Source organism: Coleofasciculus sp. E1-EBD-02 (assembly GCF_040218245.1).
GTDB lineage: Bacteria > Cyanobacteriota > Cyanobacteriia > Cyanobacteriales > Coleofasciculaceae > Coleofasciculus.
Window position 1 is genome coordinate 26489 of sequence record NZ_JAVJQN010000036.1, and the last position, 24286, is coordinate 50774.

At 46.6% G+C, this 24286-nt stretch carries 21 protein-coding genes; 14 read left to right on the forward strand and 7 right to left on the reverse strand.

Annotation, left to right across the window (positions count from 1 at the left end; translation table 11 throughout):
* The first annotated feature begins 45 nt into the window (after positions 1–45).
* From RIC07_RS06110 to RIC07_RS06135, 6 genes are all read left to right on the forward strand, one after another.
* The gene (locus RIC07_RS06110; protein WP_446393745.1) at positions 46–2511 is read left to right on the forward strand and encodes a transposase; all 2466 of its coding nucleotides are present in this window, start codon (positions 46–48) and stop codon (positions 2509–2511) included.
* 39 nt (positions 2512–2550) lie between these two features.
* Positions 2551–3384 (forward strand): glycosyltransferase family 2 protein, encoded by an 834-nt coding sequence (locus RIC07_RS06115; RefSeq protein ID WP_446393746.1) that lies wholly within the window; start codon positions 2551–2553, stop codon positions 3382–3384.
* Positions 3385–3399: 15 nt separating this feature from the next.
* Positions 3400–4146 (forward strand): methyltransferase domain-containing protein, encoded by a 747-nt coding sequence (locus RIC07_RS06120; protein ID WP_446393747.1) that lies wholly within the window; start codon positions 3400–3402, stop codon positions 4144–4146.
* Positions 4139–5284: a glycosyltransferase gene (locus tag RIC07_RS06125; RefSeq protein WP_446393748.1), complete on the forward strand. Its 1146-nt coding sequence runs from the start codon at positions 4139–4141 to the stop codon at positions 5282–5284. The genes RIC07_RS06120 and RIC07_RS06125 overlap by 8 nt, the downstream gene beginning before the upstream one ends.
* Before the next feature lie 284 nt (positions 5285–5568).
* Entirely contained in the window at positions 5569–6255 is a 687-nt protein-coding gene (locus RIC07_RS06130) for a hypothetical protein (RefSeq protein ID WP_446393749.1), read from the forward strand.
* A gap of 302 nt (positions 6256–6557) precedes the next feature.
* Entirely contained in the window at positions 6558–7736 is a 1179-nt protein-coding gene (locus tag RIC07_RS06135) for a glycosyltransferase family 4 protein (protein WP_446393750.1), read from the forward strand.
* Positions 7737–7759: 23 nt separating this feature from the next.
* Here the strand turns inward: RIC07_RS06135 and RIC07_RS06140 are convergent, their stop codons facing one another.
* From RIC07_RS06140 to glyA, 6 genes are all read right to left on the reverse strand, one after another.
* Complete coding sequence (locus tag RIC07_RS06140) at positions 7760–10258, reverse strand: HD family phosphohydrolase (RefSeq protein ID WP_446393751.1); 2499 nt, start codon at positions 10256–10258, stop codon at positions 7760–7762.
* A gap of 164 nt (positions 10259–10422) precedes the next feature.
* On the reverse strand, positions 10423–11400 hold the full coding sequence (locus tag RIC07_RS06145) for an ADP-ribosylglycohydrolase family protein (RefSeq protein WP_446393752.1): 978 nt from the start codon (positions 11398–11400) through the stop codon (positions 10423–10425).
* Complete coding sequence (gene aroQ, locus RIC07_RS06150; protein ID WP_446388874.1) at positions 11400–11873, reverse strand: type II 3-dehydroquinate dehydratase; 474 nt, start codon at positions 11871–11873, stop codon at positions 11400–11402. The genes RIC07_RS06145 and aroQ overlap by 1 nt, the downstream gene beginning before the upstream one ends.
* Positions 11874–11882: 9 nt before the next feature.
* The gene (locus RIC07_RS06155) at positions 11883–12023 is read right to left on the reverse strand and encodes a hypothetical protein (RefSeq protein WP_446351229.1); all 141 of its coding nucleotides are present in this window, start codon (positions 12021–12023) and stop codon (positions 11883–11885) included.
* A gap of 366 nt (positions 12024–12389) precedes the next feature.
* Complete coding sequence (locus RIC07_RS06160; protein ID WP_446393753.1) at positions 12390–13646, reverse strand: competence/damage-inducible protein A; 1257 nt, start codon at positions 13644–13646, stop codon at positions 12390–12392.
* Between the two features lie 200 nt (positions 13647–13846).
* Entirely contained in the window at positions 13847–15130 is a 1284-nt protein-coding gene (gene glyA / locus RIC07_RS06165) for a serine hydroxymethyltransferase (RefSeq protein WP_446393754.1), read from the reverse strand.
* A gap of 476 nt (positions 15131–15606) precedes the next feature.
* On the opposite strand from glyA, the gene RIC07_RS06170 reads away from it, so the two are divergent.
* Both RIC07_RS06170 and RIC07_RS06175 read left to right on the forward strand, forming a co-directional pair.
* A complete protein-coding gene (locus tag RIC07_RS06170) occupies positions 15607–15804 on the forward strand; it encodes a hypothetical protein (RefSeq protein WP_006102198.1) in 198 nt (65 codons plus the stop codon).
* A 166-nt stretch (positions 15805–15970) separates the two neighbouring features.
* Positions 15971–16447 (forward strand): Tic20 family protein, encoded by a 477-nt coding sequence (locus RIC07_RS06175; protein WP_446374830.1) that lies wholly within the window; start codon positions 15971–15973, stop codon positions 16445–16447.
* A gap of 105 nt (positions 16448–16552) precedes the next feature.
* Here RIC07_RS06175 and RIC07_RS06180 read toward each other — a convergent pair whose 3' ends face one another.
* Positions 16553–17344 (reverse strand): fumarylacetoacetate hydrolase family protein, encoded by a 792-nt coding sequence (locus RIC07_RS06180; RefSeq protein WP_446393755.1) that lies wholly within the window; start codon positions 17342–17344, stop codon positions 16553–16555.
* Between the two features lie 296 nt (positions 17345–17640).
* Between RIC07_RS06180 and rpsF the strand changes: the two genes are divergently transcribed.
* The 6 genes from rpsF to RIC07_RS06210 all read left to right on the forward strand — a co-directional run bounded on the left by rpsF (position 17641) and on the right by RIC07_RS06210 (position 23810).
* Positions 17641–17970: a 30S ribosomal protein S6 gene (gene rpsF, locus RIC07_RS06185; protein WP_446374826.1), complete on the forward strand. Its 330-nt coding sequence runs from the start codon at positions 17641–17643 to the stop codon at positions 17968–17970.
* Positions 17971–18294: 324 nt separating this feature from the next.
* Complete coding sequence (locus RIC07_RS06190; protein ID WP_446377868.1) at positions 18295–18900, forward strand: hypothetical protein; 606 nt, start codon at positions 18295–18297, stop codon at positions 18898–18900.
* Between the two features lie 420 nt (positions 18901–19320).
* Positions 19321–21414, forward strand: coding sequence for a tetratricopeptide repeat protein (locus RIC07_RS06195; RefSeq protein ID WP_446393756.1), 2094 nt, complete (start codon positions 19321–19323; stop codon positions 21412–21414).
* Between the two features lie 245 nt (positions 21415–21659).
* Positions 21660–22034: a TMEM165/GDT1 family protein gene (locus tag RIC07_RS06200; RefSeq protein WP_044208195.1), complete on the forward strand. Its 375-nt coding sequence runs from the start codon at positions 21660–21662 to the stop codon at positions 22032–22034.
* A gap of 99 nt (positions 22035–22133) precedes the next feature.
* Positions 22134–22415, forward strand: coding sequence for a TMEM165/GDT1 family protein (locus RIC07_RS06205; protein ID WP_446393757.1), 282 nt, complete (start codon positions 22134–22136; stop codon positions 22413–22415).
* Between the two features lie 138 nt (positions 22416–22553).
* Positions 22554–23810: an FtsX-like permease family protein gene (locus RIC07_RS06210; protein WP_446393758.1), complete on the forward strand. Its 1257-nt coding sequence runs from the start codon at positions 22554–22556 to the stop codon at positions 23808–23810.
* The last annotated feature ends 476 nt before the right edge of the window (positions 23811–24286 follow it).

The following is a 24286-nucleotide window of genomic DNA, read 5'->3' on the forward strand; positions in this document are numbered from 1 at the left end:
AAAGTCCCGTTGCTCGTTGGATTTTTGACTCGTGGATCACTTGCATTGGCCATCGTATACTTATCGTTTCAGGGAAACAATTTTTTGGAAGACGATGGGTTTCAGCGGTTAGCGGAATTTTGGTCAAGTTCGGGTTTTCCAGGTGTTTTAGAGTATTTCCGAACCGGAGCATTTATGTATGCTTGGTTTATGGCTACTTTATATGCAATTACTGACAGCACCAGTTCTTTAATGATTCAGGCAATTAATGTATGGCTGGGAACTTTATTAATTCTTAATGTTTATCTGATTACTAAAATTGTTTGGAGTGAACGTCCTGCCATCTGGGCAGCATGGGTTTGTGCCTTATTTCCTACTTTATCACTTTATTCGGCATGGAGAGTTCGAGAAGCGCTTTTAACTTACTTATTTACACTAAGTATCTACCACTTTTTAGTCTGGCTGAAGCGGAGTAAGGCTCAATCATTTATTATCGGTTTCTCTGTCATGATTCTGGCTTCAGTGCTACATACAGCATTTTTTGCTGGAATCGTTCTTTATGCTGGCTTTCCCATCTTTTATTCTGCCAAAGCTTTTCTCAAAAAGAGGGGAGGTCGTCTTATTGGCAATACCCTGATTGCTTTAATTGCGATAGGAGGTCTGGGATTAGTGATATGGTCAGGAGTAGCATTTGGGAAAATACAGGATTTAATTCAGTCGGGGGATTTAGCTATAATAGCTCACAAACAAGAATCTAGAGCCTTAGCTGGTCGAACAGGTTATCTGCCCGATTTAGTTATTCGCTCACCCACAGATTTTTTCTGGCAAGTCCCCCTGCGACTCGTTTATTTAATTCTTACTCCTTTTCCCTGGATGGTGAGTAATACTAAAGATATTATTGGACTAATTGATGTTGGGATTTATGCAGGCTTCATTTTATTAATTATTAAAAATAGCAATCGATTAAAAGGAAGTAATGTTGCTTGGACTGTACTCATTTTCTGTTTAGGCATAGCTTGTATATTTGCTCTGGGAACGTCTAATTATGGGACAGCAATGCGTCATCGTTCTAAGGTGGCGCCTTTATTGATTGTATTAAGTGCTGGTTTTATCTCCCCAAAAGATGCAACTCAGCAGCCGTTTACCTACAATAATTTAAGTTCTTGGTCAATGACCCCAGGATTCTATGTTCAGGATCAACTCCCCTCTGTTTCTACGCCAGACAACTACAGTGGAGTTCAGGCTAATCGTCCTTCTCAACAGACAGCTTATCGGCTAGTTTTAACCCAGATTCATCAGTTGCTTACCCCTGCGGTATTTAACCAACACGCTTACTATTACTCACTAGGAGGAAAAGGACGAATTTTAACTCTGCCTCTGATGACGGCAGCCGGATTATTTTTATTATGGCGAAATGTTTATTCCGTACAGAAACTGGTTAAGTTTTTAGCCCAAAACGATTTACTCTGGTGTCGAGAATTTAGCCTATCTCAAAGAGAACGTATAAACCGAATTTTATTGATGCCTGCTGAACTATTGCAGCGTGTATTTAAAGATATATCGCCTCAGTTAATACAGCGATGCTATAAACGAAAAAAACGTCCTTTACCGCCGACAATTTCTCTGGGTCGTCAGCACTTTGAACAAATTTGGTCAGTAGATCGCTCTACCTTAGAATTATTGGGATCTAAACTCAATACTACTCAGCCTCCGTCTAATATGCAATTATCAAAAACTATCTGCACGGTGGTCGATCTGCCCACTCGAATACCCATTAAAGTATGGTTTTCTCCCACAATTAAAGTTGACGACGCCCATCTTACTCAGAAATTACTCAATCTAGTTCCAGCGAAAACCTTACTGATTCTTGATCGAGGTTTTAATCATGTCCAGGTTTTGAGTGATTTAATGGCGAAACAGATCAATTTTATTACTAGGCTTAGATCTCATAAATTATTTCAGATCGAACAAGTTTTGACTTCAACCTATCGCGTGAAAGATCAAATCATTTCTATTAAAAGTAGTCAAACGCTGACGTCTCACCTCAAACTGCGCCTAGTACAAATCCGCCATAACCAGCATTGGTATACTTTTCTCACGTCTGTATTAGACCCGACTATCTTACCCCCCTATGTTGTCGCTGATCTTCATCGACGAAGATGGCGACTGGAGAATGTGTTGCAAATCGTTCAACAGCTATTAGGATTGAATTACTTGTGGACAGGTACAATGAATGGGATACAAGTACAAATCTGGGCGAGTTGGTTGTTTTACTCAGTACTAGCGGACTTAGGAGATGCCATTGCTAATGAATTAGGGATTCCGTTTGAGCGTATTTCTCTGAAAAAAGTTTTTTGGGGGCTTAACCGCTTTAACCAAGCTTATGCCGAAGGTAAGACCATTAACCCCGTTGTGTATTTTGTGACTGATAACCATCAACATTTCAGTGTGGTTAAGCCGATGAGCCAGCCGACTCCCATTATGGATTTATCTCCTTACCCTACGAGTTTTACGAGACGACAATCTTCTTGAACGATCACATTTTTTTACCCTTTATCTTAAAATGCACCGATGAATTCATCAAACCTCAGTGTAGTCACAACCGTCTATAATGGTGAACTCTACTTCAATCGCGCTGTGCCTAGTATTTTACAGCAAACTTATACCAATTTTGAATTTATTATTGCCGATGATGGCTCAACTGACTGTACCGCCCAACAGCTTAGAGAACTCACTCAAAACGATCAACGTGTGCGTGTCCTGAGTCCTGGACGATTAGGACGCAGCCAAGCCCTTAACTATGCAATTGAACAGAGTCAAGCAGACTATATTGCTATTCAAGACTTTGATGATATCAGCTATCCTGAACGGTTACGTTTACAGGTCGAGTTTTTAGAGGCGCATCCTGATGTCGGGTTAGTCGCTTGTCACTACGTTTTAGTGGATGATAATCGCCAAGAACAGTATATCCGAATGCCCGCTACAGAACATCAGCAACTGGTTAGGACAATGGCTAAGTGTGTTCCCTTTGCTCATACCCTGGTTACCTATAGAAAAAAAGCCTGGATGCAAGCTGGAGGATATCCAGATGTAGATAGTATGGTTGATCTTCACTTATGGATTGCCTTTGTCCGTCTGGGTTGGCGACTCGCAACTATTCCTCAAGTCCTCGGTGAACATTGGGTACACCCAAACAGTTTTTGGCATCAACAGTTTAACTATATAAAACAGCAACAAAAATTAGCCCGAATCCAATGGCAGGCTATTCAAGACCTTAGTTTACCATTATGGATGGGAGTGTATCCTCTTGGTCGATACTTATATTCCTATATGCCCAAAACGCTCAAGCGATATGTTCGACGTACTTTGGCTCAATCTAAAGAAGAAGATATGGCAAAGCGATAGAGTGCTATTGACCCGATGAATCCACGAATTACTGCTGCAAAAATGCCAGAAATTATCCCTCATCTGAACTACGAACTCAAAACTTATCAGTCTCAGCGAATTCATCAGGCGATGCTTCAGGCAATATGTTCCTTAGTTCGTCTAGTTTTAGAACAAACAAATCAGCCGTCAATAAGTATCCTAGATGTAGGATGTGGACGGGGAGAACTGTTACAATATCTTGTTCAAATTCCCCAGGTTTCAGTGCAAGGGATTGATCTCGATCCTACCTGTGTTGAACTATCCCGTCAATTTGCATCTTGTCGTGTAGGTTCAGTTGAAGCATTAGATCAATATTACTCTCCGGACAGCTTCGATCTCGTCATTGCCTCTCATGTTCTAGAACACGTCCCAAACCCGACTCTCGCACTTTTACAGCTAGCTTCAGTGAGTCGAAATTGGGTATTGATTGCTCTTCCTAATCCTGTTAGACCCTCTAGACTGCTTCAATACTTAAAGGGTAAACTTCATGCCGATCATCCGACTCATTGTCAAGTTTGGGACCCTGGTCATCTTGCGAACTTTATTGAGACATTTGGTCATTTAAAAATTTATCAGTGGCAGCCCGATATTGTAACTGTCATTCCCGGACGATTATTGTCTGTGCCATTATTGCGTTTCATTCTAAAACCTTTAAGTCTGGCAGAGACGACACTGTTCACCGGGTTATTCCCTCTCTTTTCATCAAGTCTAATTGTGCTAGCAGCCAAACATCGTGATTAGGGTTAAACAACGAATTTTAATGTTGTCCACTTGTATGGGACTCGGTGGTGCAGATCAACAGATTTTGTACCTTGTTCGTACTTTACTCAAGCGGGGATACGCGATTCAGATTGTGTCGATGACACCGTTGGGTGCCATGGGCAAAGAAGCTCAATCAGAGGGTTTACCCATTCAAAGCCTTAATATGAAACGGGGTGTACCCGACCCCAAAGCAATCTTCAAACTTGCCAGAATACTGAATCAATGGCAGCCTGATATCCTCCACAGTCACATGGTACATGCTAATTTTCTGGCACGGGTGAGTCGATTGTTTTCTCATGTACCTGTGTTAGTTTGTACAACATCCAACATTAACGAGGGAGGTCGATGGCGAGAATGGGTCTATCAATTGACTGACTTTCTCTGCGACATCACCACTCAAAAAAGTCACGCTGGAGCTGAGCGATATGTGAGCATCAAAGCTGTACCAAGAACAAAACTTAGGGTGGTTCCCAACGGCATAGATATTCAAAAATTTAAACCCAATCGAGAAGCCAAGCAACGCCTACGACAGGAGTTAAGTTTAGAGGGGAAATTTATTGGCTTAGCCGTAGGGCGATTTCGTCCACCCAAGGATTATCCGAATTTACTCCAAGCCTTTAGCCGAATCAAAGCAACTTCTATCAATACAGTGTTAACTCTTGTTGGCGAGGGAAGTCTTAAGCCAGAGATGAAAGCCTTAGCTAAAACTCTTGGCATTCATGAGCAAGTCAAATTTTTGGAACCGAGACGAGATATTCCTGATTTAATGAATATTGCCGATTTCTATATCATGTCTTCGGCGTGGGAAGGAATGCCAATGGTACTTTTAGAAGCGGCATCGGTTGGACTACCAATTGTGGCGACTGATGTAGGTGGTAATCGGGAAATTGTATTGGATGGAAAAAATGGTTTCTTGGTTACCCCTCGCCATCCAGACGCTTTAGCGCAAGCGCTGGAACGGATGATGAATTTATCTCCACAAGAGCGTCAACAAATGGGGCAGTTTAGTCGAAAGCATGTAGAGCTTAATTACAGTATTGAGCGAGTTGTAGATAGGTGGGAAGCACTCTACCAGCAGTTGCTAGACAAAACTAGCTCACCGGATAAAGGCGTATAGCTGTCATTGGTGTCAACTTAAGCTCAAAAAGAAAGCAATATCTTGAGACAGACGTCTCCCTAACCCTCCCCTTACCAAGGGGAGGGAATTTGAATGGCTTTGATTTCCCCCCTGTCTCTTCATAAAACCTTTATAAAATCAGTAAATTCTTGGCACAAATGTTGAAGTTTTTTTGATAATTCCGAGTTTTTCCGGATTACGATTCTCCTGAAGGGAAGCTACGATGCGGATGATAGAGCAAGCTCTACCTAATTAGGATTGAACCCTGGAAAATAATACAAATTATGAAGTCGATTCGAGTGAATCAGTTGATTACACTTAATATTTATTTACTTAGTGTGTTGACGATTGTCTTGCCTCAGACTGCCTACGCAACTAATCTTGTGCTTAACAGTGACTTTAGTGCTGGCAACACCGGATTCTCTAGTGACTATACGTATAGTCCGCACAATCTGCATCCCCCTGCTGTTTATACCGTCGGCACCAATCCAAAGGCTGTACATAGCCGCTGGACATCCTTTGGGGATCATACGACAGGCAGCGGCAATATGATGATTATTAACGGCAGCACTACTGTTGGTAAAATAGTCTGGCAGCAAACTCTCCCGGTTACACGCAACACGCAATATAACTTGGCGACATGGATTACCTCCATGTTCCCTAACTCGTTTGCTCAGTTACAATTTGCCATCAACTCAACGACAATAGACTCCCTATTTACGCCATCTGACATTCCTGGAGTTTGGGAACCGTTCAGTACGACTTGGAACTCGGCATCCAACAGTTGTGTGACAGTATCAATTGTGAACCAGAATGCCACTTTTGATGGCAACGATTTCGCACTTGATGATATTTCATTTGAAGCGGTTTCGACAGCCACCCCCATACCTGAACCAGCGTCAGGGCTGAGTTTATTAGCATTTGGTAGTTTAGGCATTGGTTCTCGGCTTACTCGTAAAAAGAAGCGGTAAGCTCTTATCCAATGATTATTGGGGGTTCTATCACCTGCTCTCGAACACTCTATGAGTCAACTATCCTCCTTTAGATAGAGTTCTTTTTACAAACCCTTATGCCACATTTCGATCATTGAGTCGCAAGACTTGATTAGCCGTCACCCAATCCAAAATACTGCTGCCTGATAGAGGCAAGCGCTATATACATCACCCAGATAGTTGTATTTCTTCCAGACTCTTCACCAAACCCAGGTAAATGCTTATACTGGAAGATAACTTAGCGATGCCATTCACCTATCCATATTAGTAGGATATGTCGTGTGAAGTTCAAGCATCGCCCCAAAATTTTGCTGGTCGCTAACACGGGTTGGAATCTTTACAACTTCCGCTTACCCCTGGCTCGATTTCTCCGTCTACGAGGAATCGAGGTTGTTTTTGTTTCTCCCCCAGATACCTACGTACACCGACTGCAAGCCGAAGGATTTCGCTGGATTCCCTTGCGCCTCTGTCGGCGCAGTATCAATCCCCTGGTTGAACTCTTGACCATTGGTCATTTAACCCGGATTTACCGGCAAGAAAAGCCCTCTATTGTCCATCACTTTACGCTCAAATGTGTTCTTGTGGGAACGATCGCGGCTAAGCTGAGTGGTACAACTGGGGTGGTGAATGCGATTACGGGATTAGGCTACATTTTTAGTAGCAGTGAGTGGAAGGCTCGGATCTTGAAACTCATCTTCATTATCGTCGGTAGATGGGTATTGACGGCTCGCAGGGCAATGGTTGTGTTTCAGAATCAGGATGATCGGCAAGTTTTCACCACCCTGAAGCTGACTCATCCCTACCGAACCGTACTGATCAGAAGTTCGGGTATCGATTTACAGCGCTTTTCACCGCCGCTTCATCCGCCAGATGTTCCGCTGACGCCAGTCGTCCTGCTTGCTGCCCGCCTAATCACAGAGAAAGGTGTTATAGAATACGTAGAGGCTGCCCATATTCTCAAAGCTCGTGGCGTTCGGGCAACGTTTCAGATCGCGGGTGAGCCAGACTTGGGCAATCCTGCTTCAATTTCTCCAACCACTTTACAACACTGGCAACGGGAAGGAATCGTTGACTTGCTGGGTCATCTGGAGAACATTGAACAGTTCATTGCTCGTTCAACCCTTGTAGTGTTACCCTCCCATGGTGGGGAAGGTGTTCCTCGCATTTTACTAGAAGCGGCGGCGATGGAAAAACCCTTGGTTGCCACTGATGTCCCTGGCTGTCGAGAGGCAATTGACCCGGGTAAAAATGGCGTTTTGGTTCCGGTTAACGATGCGGTGCGGTTGGCGGATGCGATTGAGATCCTCTTAAACGACGCCAATTTGTGCCAAGCTATGGGAGTCGCTGGACGAGAAAAAGTCTTGCGAGAGTTTGACGATCGCAACGTGATTCAAAAAACAGCCAAGGTTTACCAAGCGATAGGTATACCCCTACTGCACGTTCAACAAACCTGTTGTTGAACAATTTTTCCAAGCTGTATCAATCAAACTGGAGAAGAGGGTTGACAACTCAGGGCAGCTTTTGGATAAGCAATCCGCTGGTGATTGCACTGTTGCCAAACTTTGACAAAGACTTCCGCCGTAATCAATAATTCTTCTTTGGTTAACCCCGAATCAACTAACTGGTTATCTTCCCATCGGGCTTTGAGGATTTTCTTAACCGTGATTAAAGCGGTGTCCGGGGTAACATCTTTAAGCGATCGCAGCGCCGCTTCACAGGCATCAGCTAACATGACAATTCCGGTTTCTCGCGACTGAGGAATTGGTCCATCATAGCGAAAGTCTGCTTCTTTCACCGAATCTTTCCCCTCTTCCTGAGCGCGTTGTTTGGCTTGAAAGTAAAAATAGGAAATCAGCAGTTTACCTTGGTGTTCAGGAATAAAATCCCGAATCGCTTTCGGTAACTGATGTTTGCGAGCCATGACCAACCCTTCAGAGACATGCTTTTTAATAATCTCGGCACTCTTACGGGGGTTGTTAATTTGATCATGTTTATTGGGACCGCCCATTTGATTTTCAATAAATCCCAACGGATCATGCATTTTACCAATATCGTGATACAAAGTACCTGCCCGAACCAGTTCCACATTACAGTGAAGTTCACGGGCGGCGGCTTCAGCTAAGGAGGCAACAAACAAAGTATGTTGGAATGTTCCTGGCGCTTCCGTGGCTAACCGTTTGAGCAATGAACGGTTCGGATTGGACAACTCCGCTAACCGAATTGGCGTCACCAAATCAAACAAGCGTTCTAGATAAGGAGAGAGTCCCAATGCCACAATACTCCAGGCTAACCCCGATAGCCCGTAGAGAGCCGCACCCGGTAGCACCGCGTACCAAATTGTGCCAGCACTGGCACTCATAATCAGATTCAGGACGAGATGAACGCTGCCCTGGGTCAATCCCACGATACCGCCTAACAACGCCAATTCCTCCCGCGATCGCATCCGTCCGGCAATCAACGCTCCCACTAAACCCCCGGTACCACCCGCGATTAAAAATTCCCAGCTCACCTCCATGCTAAATGTGACCAAGCCAGTCAACAGTGTCACCACAGTCGCACCCAAGCTTGACCCATAGAAACTCCCCACTAACAACCCAATCGCGGGCAGACTATTATATTGCCCCCCCAATAATGCCAAGACGGGTGTACTTACACTCAACAGCAGCACCAAAATATGGTCACGTCGCCGCAGGGGGGGATGGACTCGACGTTCGACTAACCAAAAAATACCAACTCCCCCGGTAACCAAACCGCCAAATCCAATCAGCCCGATCCAGTTAATTTCGCGACGACTCAAGCCGTAGTAATCCAGCAGGACAAAATCCGCCTGGGTAATTTCCTCGCCCGCTTCGACAATGACTTCTCCTTCTTGAGCCGTCACCATCACAGGATCTACCGATCGAGCAGCTTGTTCTGCCCGACGCTTGGTTTGTTCTGTATCTTCAATGAGATTGGGCTTTAAGTTAGAGGTCAGGAGTTCCACAGCTAAGGGTTGTGCCTCAGCCGGAATCAGCGTACTCACCTGCACCGCTACCGCATTGTCTAATAACTCCGAGGGCAATCCCGGCGGAATTCCTTGGGTCAGAATGTGGCGAGTGGCATCCTGAATTCCCTGTCGAGTTTTCTGCCAAGCGGAATCAGACAGATCGAGTACGGATGCATCGTAGGCAGGAGTTGATTCCGGAGTTACAGTTGATGACAGTTGAGCCACTGCCTTTTGGTAACCCTGACGAGCTTTACTGGCTGTCTGCATCAACTCAGAGAAGGCTGGAGTAGACGCTACTTGACGGTAACTTTGCAATTCGCTTACTGCTTGGATGAACTCCCGAGTCAACGGTTTTTTCTCTCGGTTTGGGATAACCACTCCAGGCTCAAAGGGGTTGACCGGAGCATTATCTTCGACGAAAGCAACAATAGCTTGCCATTCCCAGGCTTCACTCTGGCGCAGATACTGCTGGGTGGCGGCGGACAGCACCGAGGTTGGCACAAACGGAAACGAACCACTAATTTCTCGCCATTGGTCTATTTTGTCCAATGATTGTTGTAGGTTTTGATCAATCTCTTGGGTCAGAGATTTGTCAATCATTAAAACGGGGAACGAACCCGTCCGAGCCTCTTTGCGTTTTTCTTCTGTGGTTTTAGTATCCTCAACACTAGCATCAAAGCGAGCGCGGATGGTATAGGGAGCGTCCCTACCCACATCGAGGGTTGGTTGATTGTAAAAACGGTTTCCCATCACGCTGGTGAGAGAAACGACGGCTAAGATAAACATGACGGGTGAACGTCCTTGCCGCTTTGCTGATGGTGGTGGATTGCCTTTTGTCCCCAGGAAGGGAAGGATTTGTTTTAACGGATGACCTGACTTTTTTTGCTCAGGGGAAAGATGACCATCAGATCCAACGAATGGAAGGATGGTACGAAATTGCTCAGATTTTTGCCGCAGGTGGTTTAGCTGTTGCGTCAACGAGTGGAGCCTTTTCATAGCAGAAGAGTTGCCTTTTTAGGTGAGCGGTAGCGGTGAAACCGCGAGGCAGACAGGTGGGGATTTGCGGTCAGTTCATCGAAAATGTTTCAGTTAGTCGGCTGTAATGTTTGAGTTTAGCTCTTTTTAGCTGACAAAACATGGCTTATCCACCTATCTATAACTTATAAACGACGTTGAATGATATTTGGTGCAGCAACGGCTGCTTGTTTGTACCGACCATTGATTTGCTTTTGATCGTAAACCCCTAGCCAAACCGCTAGTAATTGGTCTGTTAATTGTCGCCTCTTTTTGAAGACCGGAATTTTTAGGGCAGCAACTCGCCAGCTTACTGGAATACCGTTGATACCGTTATAAACACCCGCTAATGCCCCTGTCAAAGCCGCCGTAATTTGGTTTTGGTAACCGCTACGAACGGCACGGATGACACAGAGACGAAAATCTTCGGGTGTATAGAGGAAACAATAAAAGGCTAAAGCGATCGCCATATCTGAGGCATCCCCCCTATTACCTAAATTTGCGGGTAGACGGCGCACCTTCCTCCTGGTGGTTTCTAAATCTGCACCTGCTTCTATCAAGGTTTGAACCTGTTGTAATCGGTAGGCTAGGATGCTTTGTTCTGTCCCCAAGCCTCTAAGGATGTGGGGAATCAGGGTTGTTCGGTTAAGGGTTTCGGTGAGAGTCAGAGCCATGGCGGTAGCGATTGCCAACATCCCAGCCGAGGCGTCAGTTTCGAGTTGCCAAATTGCTGCCGCCTGAACCAGGTGTTGCCGTAACAACTCTTGATTTTCGTGAAAAAAAAGCGCCATTGGCAGAGTTGCCACCGCTGCTTCGCTGCTTTGTGCTTTCCCTTTCAATTCTAGGAGTGAGGGTTGGGTTTGGCTACAGCGAATGATCCAATCGTCATTCAGCCTGCCTGTGTCAATTAAACTCTTGATTCCACAAGTAGCGATTTGACTCCAAGGGGAGAGTTTGGGCATACAGAGGTGGGACTGACTCGGTTGGGGTTGGCGTTTGGTGAACTGAAGCGATTTTCTGCCAACTGGATCACCGAGTCCTTGATCAAGGTGATGGCTGACCAGCTCACCGATCAAGCTACCCAGTAATGCTCCTTGAAATCGGCATAGAAGGGAATGCTGCATTAATTTGCTCTTGCCCCTGTTTTCAGGGTATGGACGAGAGCTAAGAGTCCCAAGCGATAACTTTCGGCACCAAAGCCGCTGATCTGACCGACAGCTACGGGGGCGATGAAGGAGTGATGTCGAAATGGTTCGCGCTGATAGATATTACTCAGATGTACTTCCACTACAGGCAGGGCTACGGCGGCTAAGGCATCGCGTAGGGCTACACTTGTATGGGTATAAGCACCAGCATTGATTAATATCCCATGATGCTGCGTTCTCGCTGCTTGTATGGCATCAACTAAAACACCTTCATGGTTGGACTGTAACGTCACAACTTGGCAGGATAATGAACTCGCCTCCTGTTGCAGGAGTTGGTCAATTTCTGCCAAGGTTACCGATCCATAAATACCAGGCTCTCGGAGTCCTAGAAGATTCAAGTTTGGACCATGCAGGACGAGAATACTCAAAGAACTCCGAGCTTCATTCGGCACGTTAACTAATTATCGGGAACGACGGCGTGGATTATTAACCGGAATGGGGATGAGTTCGGGTTCCGGCTGAGGTTCAGGACCCAAGAGGGTTCCAACCAGCTTGCGTGCCCATTCTTTCAGTTTTTCCAACACCTTTTCTATATAATCCATTAAACTGAATGCTCCTGTGAGACAACTTAATAGGTTTTTGACCGTCTTAACAACAGGACGGGTGCTAGAAGCCTTTCTCAGCACGACTTTGGGAACTCTTGGGTGTTTTACGCTTGGGCGCTTTGTGGGCGCTTTAGTGGAAACCCTGCCCAAGTTAAGACTATGACGCTGATATTAAACTGAGCGGTTTTCCTATTGCTATACACCGTCTGGATCGTTTTAACCCATCTGTTGCATTTCTTAACGTTCAGCATAACACAGAACCCCAAAGCCTAGCTATCCCCTAAATGGAATATGGAGTCGATCCTGCGATCGCAACGGTTTTGGCTTCTCTACCTTTAGTTATAACTCAAGTTAGATGTGAGCCTAATGGTATTGCTCCAATAATCGGCGTCGCAGTTGGTCGAGGGCATAACAGGCACTCCAATGACGAATCGAAGCCCGATCGCGATCGCGACCAAAGTTATATTTAAAACACTCAACTCGATCATCTGGCGTCGCCAAACCGATATACACCAACCCCACTGGCTTAGATTCATTCCCACCGCCGGGTCCAGCAATACCCGTAATACTCACACCCCAATCCGTCGCCAGCCGCGATCGCACACCCAATGCCATTTGCTGGGCAACCTGTTTACTCACCGCCCCCCATTTATCCAGATCTGATGACTTAACCCCCAGTAAGGATACTTTTACGTCATTGCTATAAGAAATTATCCCACCCTTAAAATAGTCAGAACTTCCCGCAACGGCTGTCAACATGCTGCCTACACCGCCTCCCGTACAGGATTCGGCTACACTCACCGTTTGATTGGCATCGATTAAAAGCTGACCCACAACCGAGGCGAGGGTATCTGTATCCACACCAAAATAGTCAGCCCCAGCAATTTGCCGCAGTTGCTTGACAACAGGTTCAATTACCTGTACAGCTTCCCCTTGAGACGGCGCACGGGCGCTAACCCGTAACCGGACTTCTCCCTGAGAGGCATAGGGGGCGACGGTGGGGTTGGTTAAGTCAAAAAACGACGCCACTTTTTCGGCTAACGCGGATTCCCCAATCCCCCAGAATCGTAAGGTTTGACTATGGATAATTTGTTGTCCCCAACCTTGACCTTTGAGATAGGGAACCGCCGTTTCTCGCCACATCCGCTGCATTTCACTGGGAACACCGGGAAAGGTAAGAATAGTTAAACCGGGGCGCGGTTGCCAGATTATACCCGGTGCGGTTCCCTTGGGGTTCGGTAAAACCTTAGCACCTTCGGGAATCAGGGCTTGCTTATGATTATTGGCAGTCATTTGGCGTCCCCGTTGAGCAAATTTGCGAGCAATATCCTCAATGATGTCAACTTGCTCAATCAGGGGAACACCAAAAAAATCCGCTAAGGTTTCCGTGGTTAAGTCATCTGGCGTCGGTCCAAGTCCACCCGTAAAAATCAGAATCGCCGAGCGATCGCAAGCCATTGCCAAGACTTGCTTTAACCGCGAGGGATTATCTCCCACAACCGTTTGATAGTAGTGGGGAATACCCAGATCTGCCAGTTCGAGGGCTAAAAACTGGGCATTCGTATTCAGAATATCCCCTAGCAGTAACTCAGTGCCAACACAAATGATTTCTGCGCTCATTGGTTTGTCCTTTGTCCTTGGTCCTTTGTCCTTTGTCCTTGGTTAACACAGGGGACAGGGAATAGAGAATAGGGAATAGGGAATAGGGAATGACGAATGACGTAGCTTGCTTCTCAAGGGTAGCGAGTATGACAAATGACGAATGACGAATGACGAATGACAAATGACGAATGACGAATGACAAATGACGAATGACCAATTTACACCAATGTAGGTACAGGAATATTGAGATGGGGATATAAGGGGAAGCGATCGCACAATTGAGCCACACGACGCCGACAATCGGCGGCGATGGTTTCATCCTCTGGATTGAGTAAGCGATCGGCAATAATATCACCAATCTCGATAAATTCAGCCACGCCCATTCCGCGTGTTGTCATCGCCGGGGAACCGAGACGTAAGCCACTGGTGACAAAGGGAGACTCTGGATCAAAGGGAACCGTATTTTTATTCGCGGTAATATTCACACCACTCACCAGTTGATCTGCTCGTTTCCCAGTCATGGAAATACAGCGTAAATCCACCAGCATTAAATGATTATCCGTCCCGCCAGAGACAATTTTCAAACCCCGTTTTTGCAGTTGACTGGCGAGGGCTTGGGCATTTTCAATCACATTCGCCGAATAGTCTTTGAAAGCGGGTTGTAAAGCTTCACCAAACGCCACAGCTTTCGCCGCGATCGCATGTTCTAATGGACCGCCCTGACTTCCTGGGAACACCGCTTTATCCAGCTTTTTGCCGATGTCAGGATCACGGGTAAGAATTAAGCCGCCTCGGGTTCCCCGCAGGGTTTTGTGCGTGGTGGTGGTGACTACATCACAATGAGGAATTGGGTTCGGATGATGACCTGTCGCCACTAACCCTGCGATGTGAGCAATATCCGCCATCAGGTAAGCGCCCACTTCATCCGCAATGCTGCGGAATTTTTCAAAGTCAATAATACGCGGATAAGCCGAATAGCCACAAATCAGCATCTGGGGGCGTTCTTTGAGGGCAAGTTCGCGCACCTGATCATAATCCAGTTGCTCGGTTTCCGGATTAACGCCGTAGTGACAAACCTTAAACCACTTCCCCGACACATTCACAGGCGAACCGTGGGTGAGGTGTCCCCCATGGGATAAATCCATCCCCATAATCGTGTCTCCCGGCTTGAGCAGCGCCAGGAATACGGCAAAATTGGCTTGAGCGCCTGAATGGGGTTGGACATTCGCATGAGCTGCACCAAAGAGCCGTTTAGCCCGGTCAATGGCAAGCTGTTCGACCTTATCGATGAATTCACAACCGCCATAGTAGCGCTTTCCGGGTAAGCCTTCAGCGTACTTATTGGTTAAGACTGATCCTTGAGCCGCCAGTACCGCCGGGGAGGTAAAGTTTTCACTAGCAATCAGTTCCAGATGGTCACGCTGGCGTTGGAGTTCTTGGCTAATTCCCTCAGCGACTTCTGGGTCAGTTTGGGCGAGAAAATCTAAGTTTGTTTGAGTCACGTCCGTCAATCCCTTACGATGCTTTGCCGTCCAGTTGGGTTCATAAACGTTTTACCACATTGCCCGTTGCCGTTGCTTTGCTCAAACTCTCACCCCTCTCCCCTGCGTTTCTCAGAGGTAAGTATCCAATGGATGAAAGTTAAGCTCTGTGTTGATAGAGAGCCTCTAGCTAAAGACATAAATTATGATGGGATCAGCGCCTGAGGGGGTGACAAGGGACTTGAGGGTACTACTGGGGGTAGGGTGTAGGGTGTAGGGAAAAATTGAACTTTACTCAGGAAGTCACCAAAATTATTTATTCGTTGGCTCGCCTGGAGAGCGCTCGCTCCTTACCCTATCTCATCTTATGGGTTTTTGTGTTTCTTCCCGATTTTCCCCACACCCCACACCCCATACCCCACACCCTGCCTACCTTTGACGCGAGCTTGTCACCCATTCAGGATCAGCACTCTAGTGGAATTGACCGGAGGCGTTCTATGTTAGTTATCCTTACCGAAGAGCAAATTCTCTCCCCGACTCAAGTTTGTCAAAGCTGTTTGCTGGCTGACAGCAAGGGTCAACCCCGTTGGCGTCGGGGTAAGCTCGGATGTGGTCATGCCATTCGTAAACTCACACCCCATCAACCGGAGCAATATGAGTGCGAAATGGGTTTCCGCATCGCTAACCTAGAATAGTTTATCATCTGGGACAATAAACTGAACTACTGTCCGAGTCGGAAATAATCCATAAATCCTGACATAAAACCCATAACAGATGACAGCGTTCATCGAAATGGGTCACCTACGTTATCCTGAAAATAGTGAGATAGCGATTTGAACCACCCGAAAAGGAGAAGCAACAATGACTTGGCGCGGCTCAACAACAGTTAAAGATCGAATTTTTGCAGCGCTGCCCTATCTGCTGCCTTTATTGTACGCACTGCCGTTTGGTGTTTTTCTACTCAGACAGTTTCCTGTCCTAAATATTATTCTTGTACCGCTCTCTCCTTTAATTTTCATTAAAAGCACAATTCCCTTTGCGGGACTGATTCTTTTCTTTGTCTTATTTTTAGCCGTTGTCAGGAATGAAAGGATTGCCCACTTTATTCGTTTTAATACGATGCAGGCAATTCTTTTAGATATTCTACTGGTTCTATGTAGTTTTGCCATGAGCATTCTCGGACGAGGATTGGGAGCGAACTTTTTTATAGAAACCCTATCCAACGTGATCTTTTTAGGTACGCTTGTGGCTTGCGGCTATGGGATAGTTCAGTCATTGCTAGGGCGCTACGCCGAAATTCCCACACTTTCGGAAGCGGTTTACGCCCAAGTTCGATGATTGGTCACTCGTCATTGGTCATTCGTCATTGGTCATTCGTCATTGGTCATTTGTCATTCGTTTATGTAAGGGTTTGAGGATTCTTGAAAAACCGTTTAACCCAGGTTAAAGAATGACGGGTGCAGAACGGGGGACAACCGTATTTTCTAAATGACCAATTCCCTCAATTTCCACACGGACGCGATCGCCGATTTGCATTGGACCAATCCCTCGTGGCGTACCGGTAAGGATTACGTCTCCCGGAAGCAGGGTCATAATCTGAGAAATATAGGAGACTAAGAAGTCCGGGGCAAATACCATTTGATCAATGGATGCCGATTGTACAGGTTCCGGCGCATCGTTTAAAAACGTCTGCAACTTCGCCCCAGCACTCACCTCCCGCACAATCCAAGGACCTAGGGGACAAAAGGTATTAAAACCCTTTGCCCTCGTCCATTGACCATCTTGTTTTTGTAAGTCGCGAGCGGTGACATCGTTGGCGATGGTGTACCCCCAAATTTTTCCTTGGGCTTGTTCGGGCGTACAGTCTACACAGAGTTCACCAATAACCAGCGCCAACTCTCCCTCATAGTCCACCCGTTTTGACTGAGGCGGAAACTGGATGTCTCGATTCGCCGCCGTTATGGTTGTCGGTGGTTTGAGAAACAACAAGGGTTCCTGGGGAACAGGTGTTCCCATTTCAACGGCGTGATCCATATAGTTTTTTCCAACGGCGACAATCTTGGATGGCGCACAGGGAGCCAACAATGTATAACTATCCGGTGCTAACTCCAGATCAGTCGGTTGACCCTGTAGCCACGGCGGTGCATCTAAAACTTGGATACTGCGGTTGAGTTGCAGCAAGCCATAGTAGGTTTGCCCTTGAGCCGTTTTAATGCGGACGTAGCGCTGCGCCATGATATTAGAGATTCCTTGGTAATTGAATGAGAGCATTCTACTGATATGGGATTTTGATTGACCCTGGCAGCTAGCTAGAATTAATACCAAAAAATAGTAAAATTGCAAGAGTGTCATCTGGGCGGATTGTCTGCCTCAAGCCTAGAAGTAGGAAAAAACCCAGATCAGGCATAGAATAGAGCAGTTAAGTCAGCTCGAATCCTTGCTTCTGTGACTGGGGTAGCCTCCCGATTAAAAGCCATGGCTATCTCGAATCAGCAAAAGAAGCCCAATTGTCCATAAGGAGAAGACCATTTGTGAGCGATAGTTACGAAATGATGTACATCCTGCGTCCCGATATGTCAGAGGAGCAGGTTAACCAAGCGGTGACCAAGTATAAAGATCTCCTGCAAGAGCAAGGCGGTGAGGAGATTGACATCCAACATCGCGGTAAGCGTCGTTTGGCTTATCCCATCGACAGACACCGTGAAGGCGTCTACATTCAAATGAACTATAAAGCGCCCCCGACTCATGTGGCTCAGATTCAGCGAGCGATGCGCTATGGAGATGAGGTGATTCGTTATCTGACCCTGAAACAGGAACTTCCCCCCGAACCCCAACCCGAACCGGTTGAGGTAGAAGCTTAGAGATCTGCGTAAAAATAAAGTACCAGTGAGGCAAGCTGAATTCATCAACTCAACCAAGCTTCCTTGGTACATTATTAAGTCGAATAGCACTCAAATAAGCATTTTGGGAACACCAAAACCCTTGAGCTATCGTAGGGTGGGCATTGCCCACCAGCCTTAAGTCTAAGATAGCGACCCAAGTACCCCCTCCAGAGGTATCCTGTGGAGGGGTTCTGAACGTATAGCAGTACCAAGGCAAATTCTACCTTAGACTGCAACTTGATATTAGTTGTTGTTTTACCCATCTGATTAGAATTGGGATGACATCAAAAGGACAAGCCGCCCATGCCAAAGACCAAAATTCTCCAAGAAGGACAATCCTATACCTTCCGATCTTATTTCCAGATGCCCTACGAGGCAGAGGATATTCTTGCCGAGTTTGATTACACCCTTCACAAGTCACGTCTATCTTTACCCCTGTCTCAAAAGCAACTTGACCAACTCCCAGCATTGCAGCAGCGGCTAGAGGACACTCTCCTATTAACCAGCTTGAGTAACGAAGCGGCGCGGCGGGAAGCTTTGGTCTTTCCTGTACTGCTGGAAGTTGCTCGGTTATGCCAGTGCCAAATTCGTATTGAATACCCTCTCACTGTGAATCATTGGCTCAAAGGTAACCTGGACTACCTTGTGCGGGGGAAGACAGGTCTGATTGTGGTTGAGGCGAAACATGATGACTTGACTAGAGGTTTTACACAGTTAGCCGTGGAACTGATAGCATTAACCCAAGTTGAAGAACAAAACATTCTCTACGGTGCTGTCACGATGGGAGATGCTTGGCGATTTGGCAAAATAGAGAGAACCGAACATCGCATCACCCAAGACATTACGTTATATCGGGTGCCCGACGACCTAGAACAACTCACCCAAATTCTCATCGGACTTTTTGATTAAATCTCTTGGTTAGAAACGGCTCGATTAGAATCTGCTGTCAATAATCAGACAACCCTTCACTAAACGGATAAGTAGGGAACCCAGTATGACGTAAAGTTTTTGATGACGACAGCTATGGGAAGCTCTTTGGTACTTGAAGGTATACCGCTCTCCCTGATGCCTTGAGTATTACCCAATAAGTCCTGAATTAGGCAACAATAGTAGGAAGAGTCATAGTAAGATTACTCTCAACTACTGATTATGCAACGAGTAGGTAGATAGAACTAAACATCTTCTAAAATTGCGATTTTCTTATTGTTCATCATTCAGATTTTATCGCGATTCTGCCCAATTCGCGATCGCTCGGTACTCGTTGTTACGATCAAGTCTTTCCCTTAAATCTCATCCTCTTGTTGCCTGACACTCCTGGACTCTCTCAGCATGACTGTAACGGATACTGTTGCCCATAAAATTTCGAGCTGGAATCGGCAAATCTATAAACGCTTGAAACTTGCTCTGAGTCTCGGACTACGGCGTCAAATTTTCGTGGCGATTTGTGATGATCTGAGTCTGCGGAATCGTCTGGCGGGTAAACTTCATGGGGAGTTGGGGACAACCTCTGCGATCGCGCCACCCAAGGGTTCAGGCTCTACTAATTTAGTCAGCCTGAACATTAATGTCAATGATCCCCATCCCTTTGCCCAAATAGCTGCCTGGTTAGCTCAAAATCGCCATTCTCCCATCGCCACATCCCCTCCCTGTTTCCAACTCCTGGGTGTTGAACGCTTAACCCGTCAATCCCCAACGGTACAGCAACTGTTTCTCCGGCGTTTACAGTCCATTGAGCGCTATTTGCCGCAGTTAGACGCCAATGTGTTACTCTGGCTACCCCGCCCTTGGTTCCATTCCATTGTCCAGTCTGTACCGGAATTTTGGCGGTGGCGTACTGGGGTATTCGAGTTTGAAGGAGAACCCACACCACTTCCCCCGGTGGGCGCGACTCAACCGGAAGCCTCTCCCACGGCGGTGATGACTCAGGAAACAGAGGAGACAGAGGAGACAGAGGCTTCGTTCCAAGAAACCTTGCAGACGGTGCTAACTCAGGAAGTGGACGAAACTCTGGATTTGCAGTTGTTCCAGAATAGTGTGGGCAACAATGGACATTTTAGCGAGGAGGTTGAACCCCTGATTGTCCCGACTAACGGGAAGTCTAATGCTAATCCGAATGGCAAAGGGAAGCTGGGGGCTGTGGACTTTGAGATGGAGGAAACACCATTACCGCCACAAAATCCGCCGACATCCCAACATCCTGCTGATACATCAACGGAAGCCCCAGATCTCCCCCAAACCGCGTCGCCTGCTGAGGCGTATTTACAACTGGGGAATCATTACCGTCATGCGATTGAACAAGGAGACACCTCAGAAGAAAATTTAGCGATCGCGATTCAGGCGTATGAGCAGGCGTTGCAATGGTTAGATGATACATCGCCCTACGTCGCGGATGTTCTTAATGATTTGGGGAATCTTTATTGGATGCTTTCCCGATGTCCCCAGGATACAGGGATGCGTCTATCTTATCTAGAACAGGGGATTCAAGCTTATCAATTGGCATTAACGAAATTAACGGCTCAAGACGCGCCCCACACCTATGCCATGATCCAAAATAATTTAGGGGCAGCTTATGGGGATTTGGCTCGCTATCAAGATGTCGCGGATAACTTAGAACTCTCGATTCGAGCCTACGAAGAAGCATTACACTATCGTAATCCAGAAAATGACCCGCTTAAATATGCCTCTACCCAAAATAACTTAGGCACGGCGTATTGGCATTTAGCACAACATCACTCTCCTGTCAATAACTTACAGGCAGCAATTGGGGCGTATGCGGAAGCCCTATGTTATTACAACAGTCGCTCGAATGCGACAAATTGGGCGATGATTCAAAATAATTTAGGCACAGCGTACTGGAATCTGGCACAGTATGAACAACCGGAAACCTGGCTGGAGTTAGCGGTGATAGCCTATAAAGATGCGTTAACCTATCGTACCCCAGAGGTGTCTCCGGCTGCCTGTGCCGCGACTCAGAATAATTTGGGTACGGCGTATTGGCATCTGGCGGATCGCTGTGTGGAAGACTCTCAGAGACGGGCAGACTATTTACGCCATTGTATCGCCGCTTATGAGGTTGCGATCGCGTTAGCCGAGGAATTGGCGCAGAATCATCCGCCGACATCGGTTAATTTTGATGTTATCGCCACTCGGAATAATTTGGGACTTGCCCATTATCAGTTTGCCACTGAACCGTCTTTGGGTGCGGGAAAAGAGGATCAATCCCACCATCTACAAACCGCCCTCCATCAGCATGTTCAAGCTTGTACGGGAGTAGCGGCGCGATCGGATGTTTACCAAACCTCTTTGGACTATATCATTAAAACGATTCGCACGTTCTACCAGGAACAAGGAATTAGTGGGCAAAATCTGGCACTTTCTAAGGTACCGGGTCAGCTTTTACCGGAAATTTTACCACGGCTGTAGAGGGGGGTGTAGGGTGCCTCACCAGGGTAGGTTTTTTAAGATTGGGGTTCAGGTGAGACAAGGAATGAAAGTAGACCAGTAGACACCGACTCTCATACTGACTTTAGCCCGGATCATAGTCAAATTTGTAAAGTTCTGCAAAGATGAATAGAATATGAAAAAAGATCGACGTAAACTGGGAACTCCCTGTGAAACTATCTTCCTTGCCCATCGTTGGTTTTGTTCTGACAGCACCCTTTTCATTGATGAATCCAGCTCCCAAAGATGTCTCTGATCCGTCTGAGTTACCAATTTCCCCCACTCCGAACAGTTTGCGTCCCATCGTCAAGCGCCAACGGGGGATATGGGGTATCTTTAGTTCCACCTTCCTAACCATTTTTCTAGCTGAGATTGGCGATAAAACCCAACTGGCAACCCTGCTGATCAGTGCAGAATCTCAATCCCCGTGGATAGTCTTTACAGGTGCCGCGATCGCACTAATTACCACCAGTTTAATCGGTGTCTTACTGGGAACCTGGTTAGCCAAGCGTTTACCGCCCAAAACCCTGGAAACCGCCGCCGGGACATTATTACTCTTCATTTCCGTTATGCTGCTGTGGGATGTGGTGCAACTCGGATGAAACAATTTGGAGTGTGTAGGGGCGGGTTTTGCCACTATCGTTTTTCTCACCCAGATGTAACTAAACCCGCCCTGACTAAATCAGAGAATTTTAAATACTATGGATTGGCAATTACTAGGATTAAGTTTCATCACCGTATTTTTAGCCGAAATTGGTGACAAAAGCCAACTGGCGGCGATCGCGCTTGGGGGTAGCCTCAAATCGCCTCGTGCGGTATTCTTGGGGGCTGTAGCCGCATTGCTATTAGCCACGTTGATTGGCGTATTAGCAGGGGGAGGCGTCGCGCAACTGTTCCCGGTGCGAATTCTCAAAGCGATCGCGGCAGTGGGTTTCGCATTAATGGCAGTTCGCTTGCTGTGGCCCGATGAGAACGACGAATGACAAAATGACAAATAAGTAGGTCGGTGTCAATAAACCCACCTATATTAAGTTCTGTCAATAATCCTCAAATCCTTACAAATGACCAATGACCAATGACAATCCCCACCGTTAACTTGAATTGTCCCCACCTACTTACCAATGGTTTCTCTTGCCCGAAAAAACTTACTTGAAGACATTCCCCGCTTTTTAGTCGCCCAAGCCGGGATTATGTTTGCGGTGAGTTTAGTTACCTTACAAACGGGTATTTTTAATGGATTTACCCAATCCACGGCTCAGTTAATTTATAATTCTAACGCAGATATTTGGGTAGCATCGGATAAATTGGTGCAAGTTGAATTAACACTACCCATTCCCTTATCCCATGTTATCTCCGCCCGTCAAGTGGAAGGCGTTGCCAAAGCCGAAGCCCTGATTTTTAGTGGCGCGTTGTGGAATCCACCGCAAGGAGAAATTACCCGCGTCAGAGTCGTAGGATTTGACCCCAATGGGCAACTATTTCAACCCATCAATCTAGTGCAAGGTGAGGTTAGTAACTTATCTGAATCCTATAAAATTATCGTGGATGCAACCAACCAAGATTCCCTGAATGTACAACAGATTGGGGATATTGCCCGCGTCAATTCCTTGCCCGCCCAAGTGGTAGGTTTCACCCAAGGGAATGCATCGATTGTGTCCAATTCCTTCATGTTTACCTCCCTAACCAGTGCGAATGCGTTCTTAACATCGGGTCAAAAGTCGGAACTATCCTGTAAATTGCCGTCAGGTGCTGAGGATTTAATTTGTACCAATACCTATTCGAGAGTATCGGAAGCCGAACTGCGGAATCAACCGCCACCGCCACCGAATCCATTAGTCGCGTCTGATTTGATTCAATATGTTTTAATTGCGGCACAACCGGATCAGGATTTGTCACAATTAAAAGAACGATTGGAAAAAGCGTTACCCAATGTCAGTACCTATACTCGCGAGGAATTTATTAAAAGGAATCAAAACTTTTGGCAACAGCGAACCGGAATTGGCTTTATCCTCGGATTGGGGGCGGTGGTTGGTGTGGTGGTTGGTGTGATTATTGTCGGTCAAATTCTTTATTCCTCTGTAGCTGACCATATTACTGAGTTTGGTACGCTTAAAGCCATTGGCGCGTCAGATTGGCGCATTTACGGCGTAATTATTGAACAGGCGATGTGGATGTCGGTTCTGGGTTATCTCCCCGCCATGATTCTCTGTTACGGCGTAGCCCTGTGGACATCCGCGACTCAGGGAATTGTGATTCTGATCACCCCCGTCTCCGCGATCGCAGTTTTGGCGATAACGGTGGGAATGTGTGTCGGTTCGGCGATTTTCGCGATTCAGAAAGTGACGCGCCTTGATCCAGCGATGGTGTTTAATCAGTAAATCATTTGTGGATTGTGGATTGTTGATTGGTAATTGGTTTTGTAGGGGCAAGTCGCTGCACATTGGTGTCAACTTAAGGTGCAAACTAATACTGACAAAGTTTTAAGCTGTGTCTGTCTACTCCTCGACATTTCCCCCTCATCCCCTAACCCCTTCTCCCACCGTGGGGAGAAGGGGGATCGGATTCTCTTGCTCCCCTCTCCCCGGCGTGGGAGAGGGGCTGGGGGAGAGGGGTTGAGCTTAAGTTGACACAGATGGTCGCTGCATCAATATGACGGTGTGAGAATTAACCTGTCTCGACTCGCCCTTTTCTCGTCGGTACGCGGGTTAGATAATTGCCGATACTCTGGGGAGGGCGACCCGAACAAATTAAGGGTTAGGTGGTATGAATTATAGGCGGCGGGTCGCCCCTACAGTGTTGATCCTGAGGGGGTGACAAGGGACTTGAGGGTACTACTGACTGGGTGTAGGGTGTT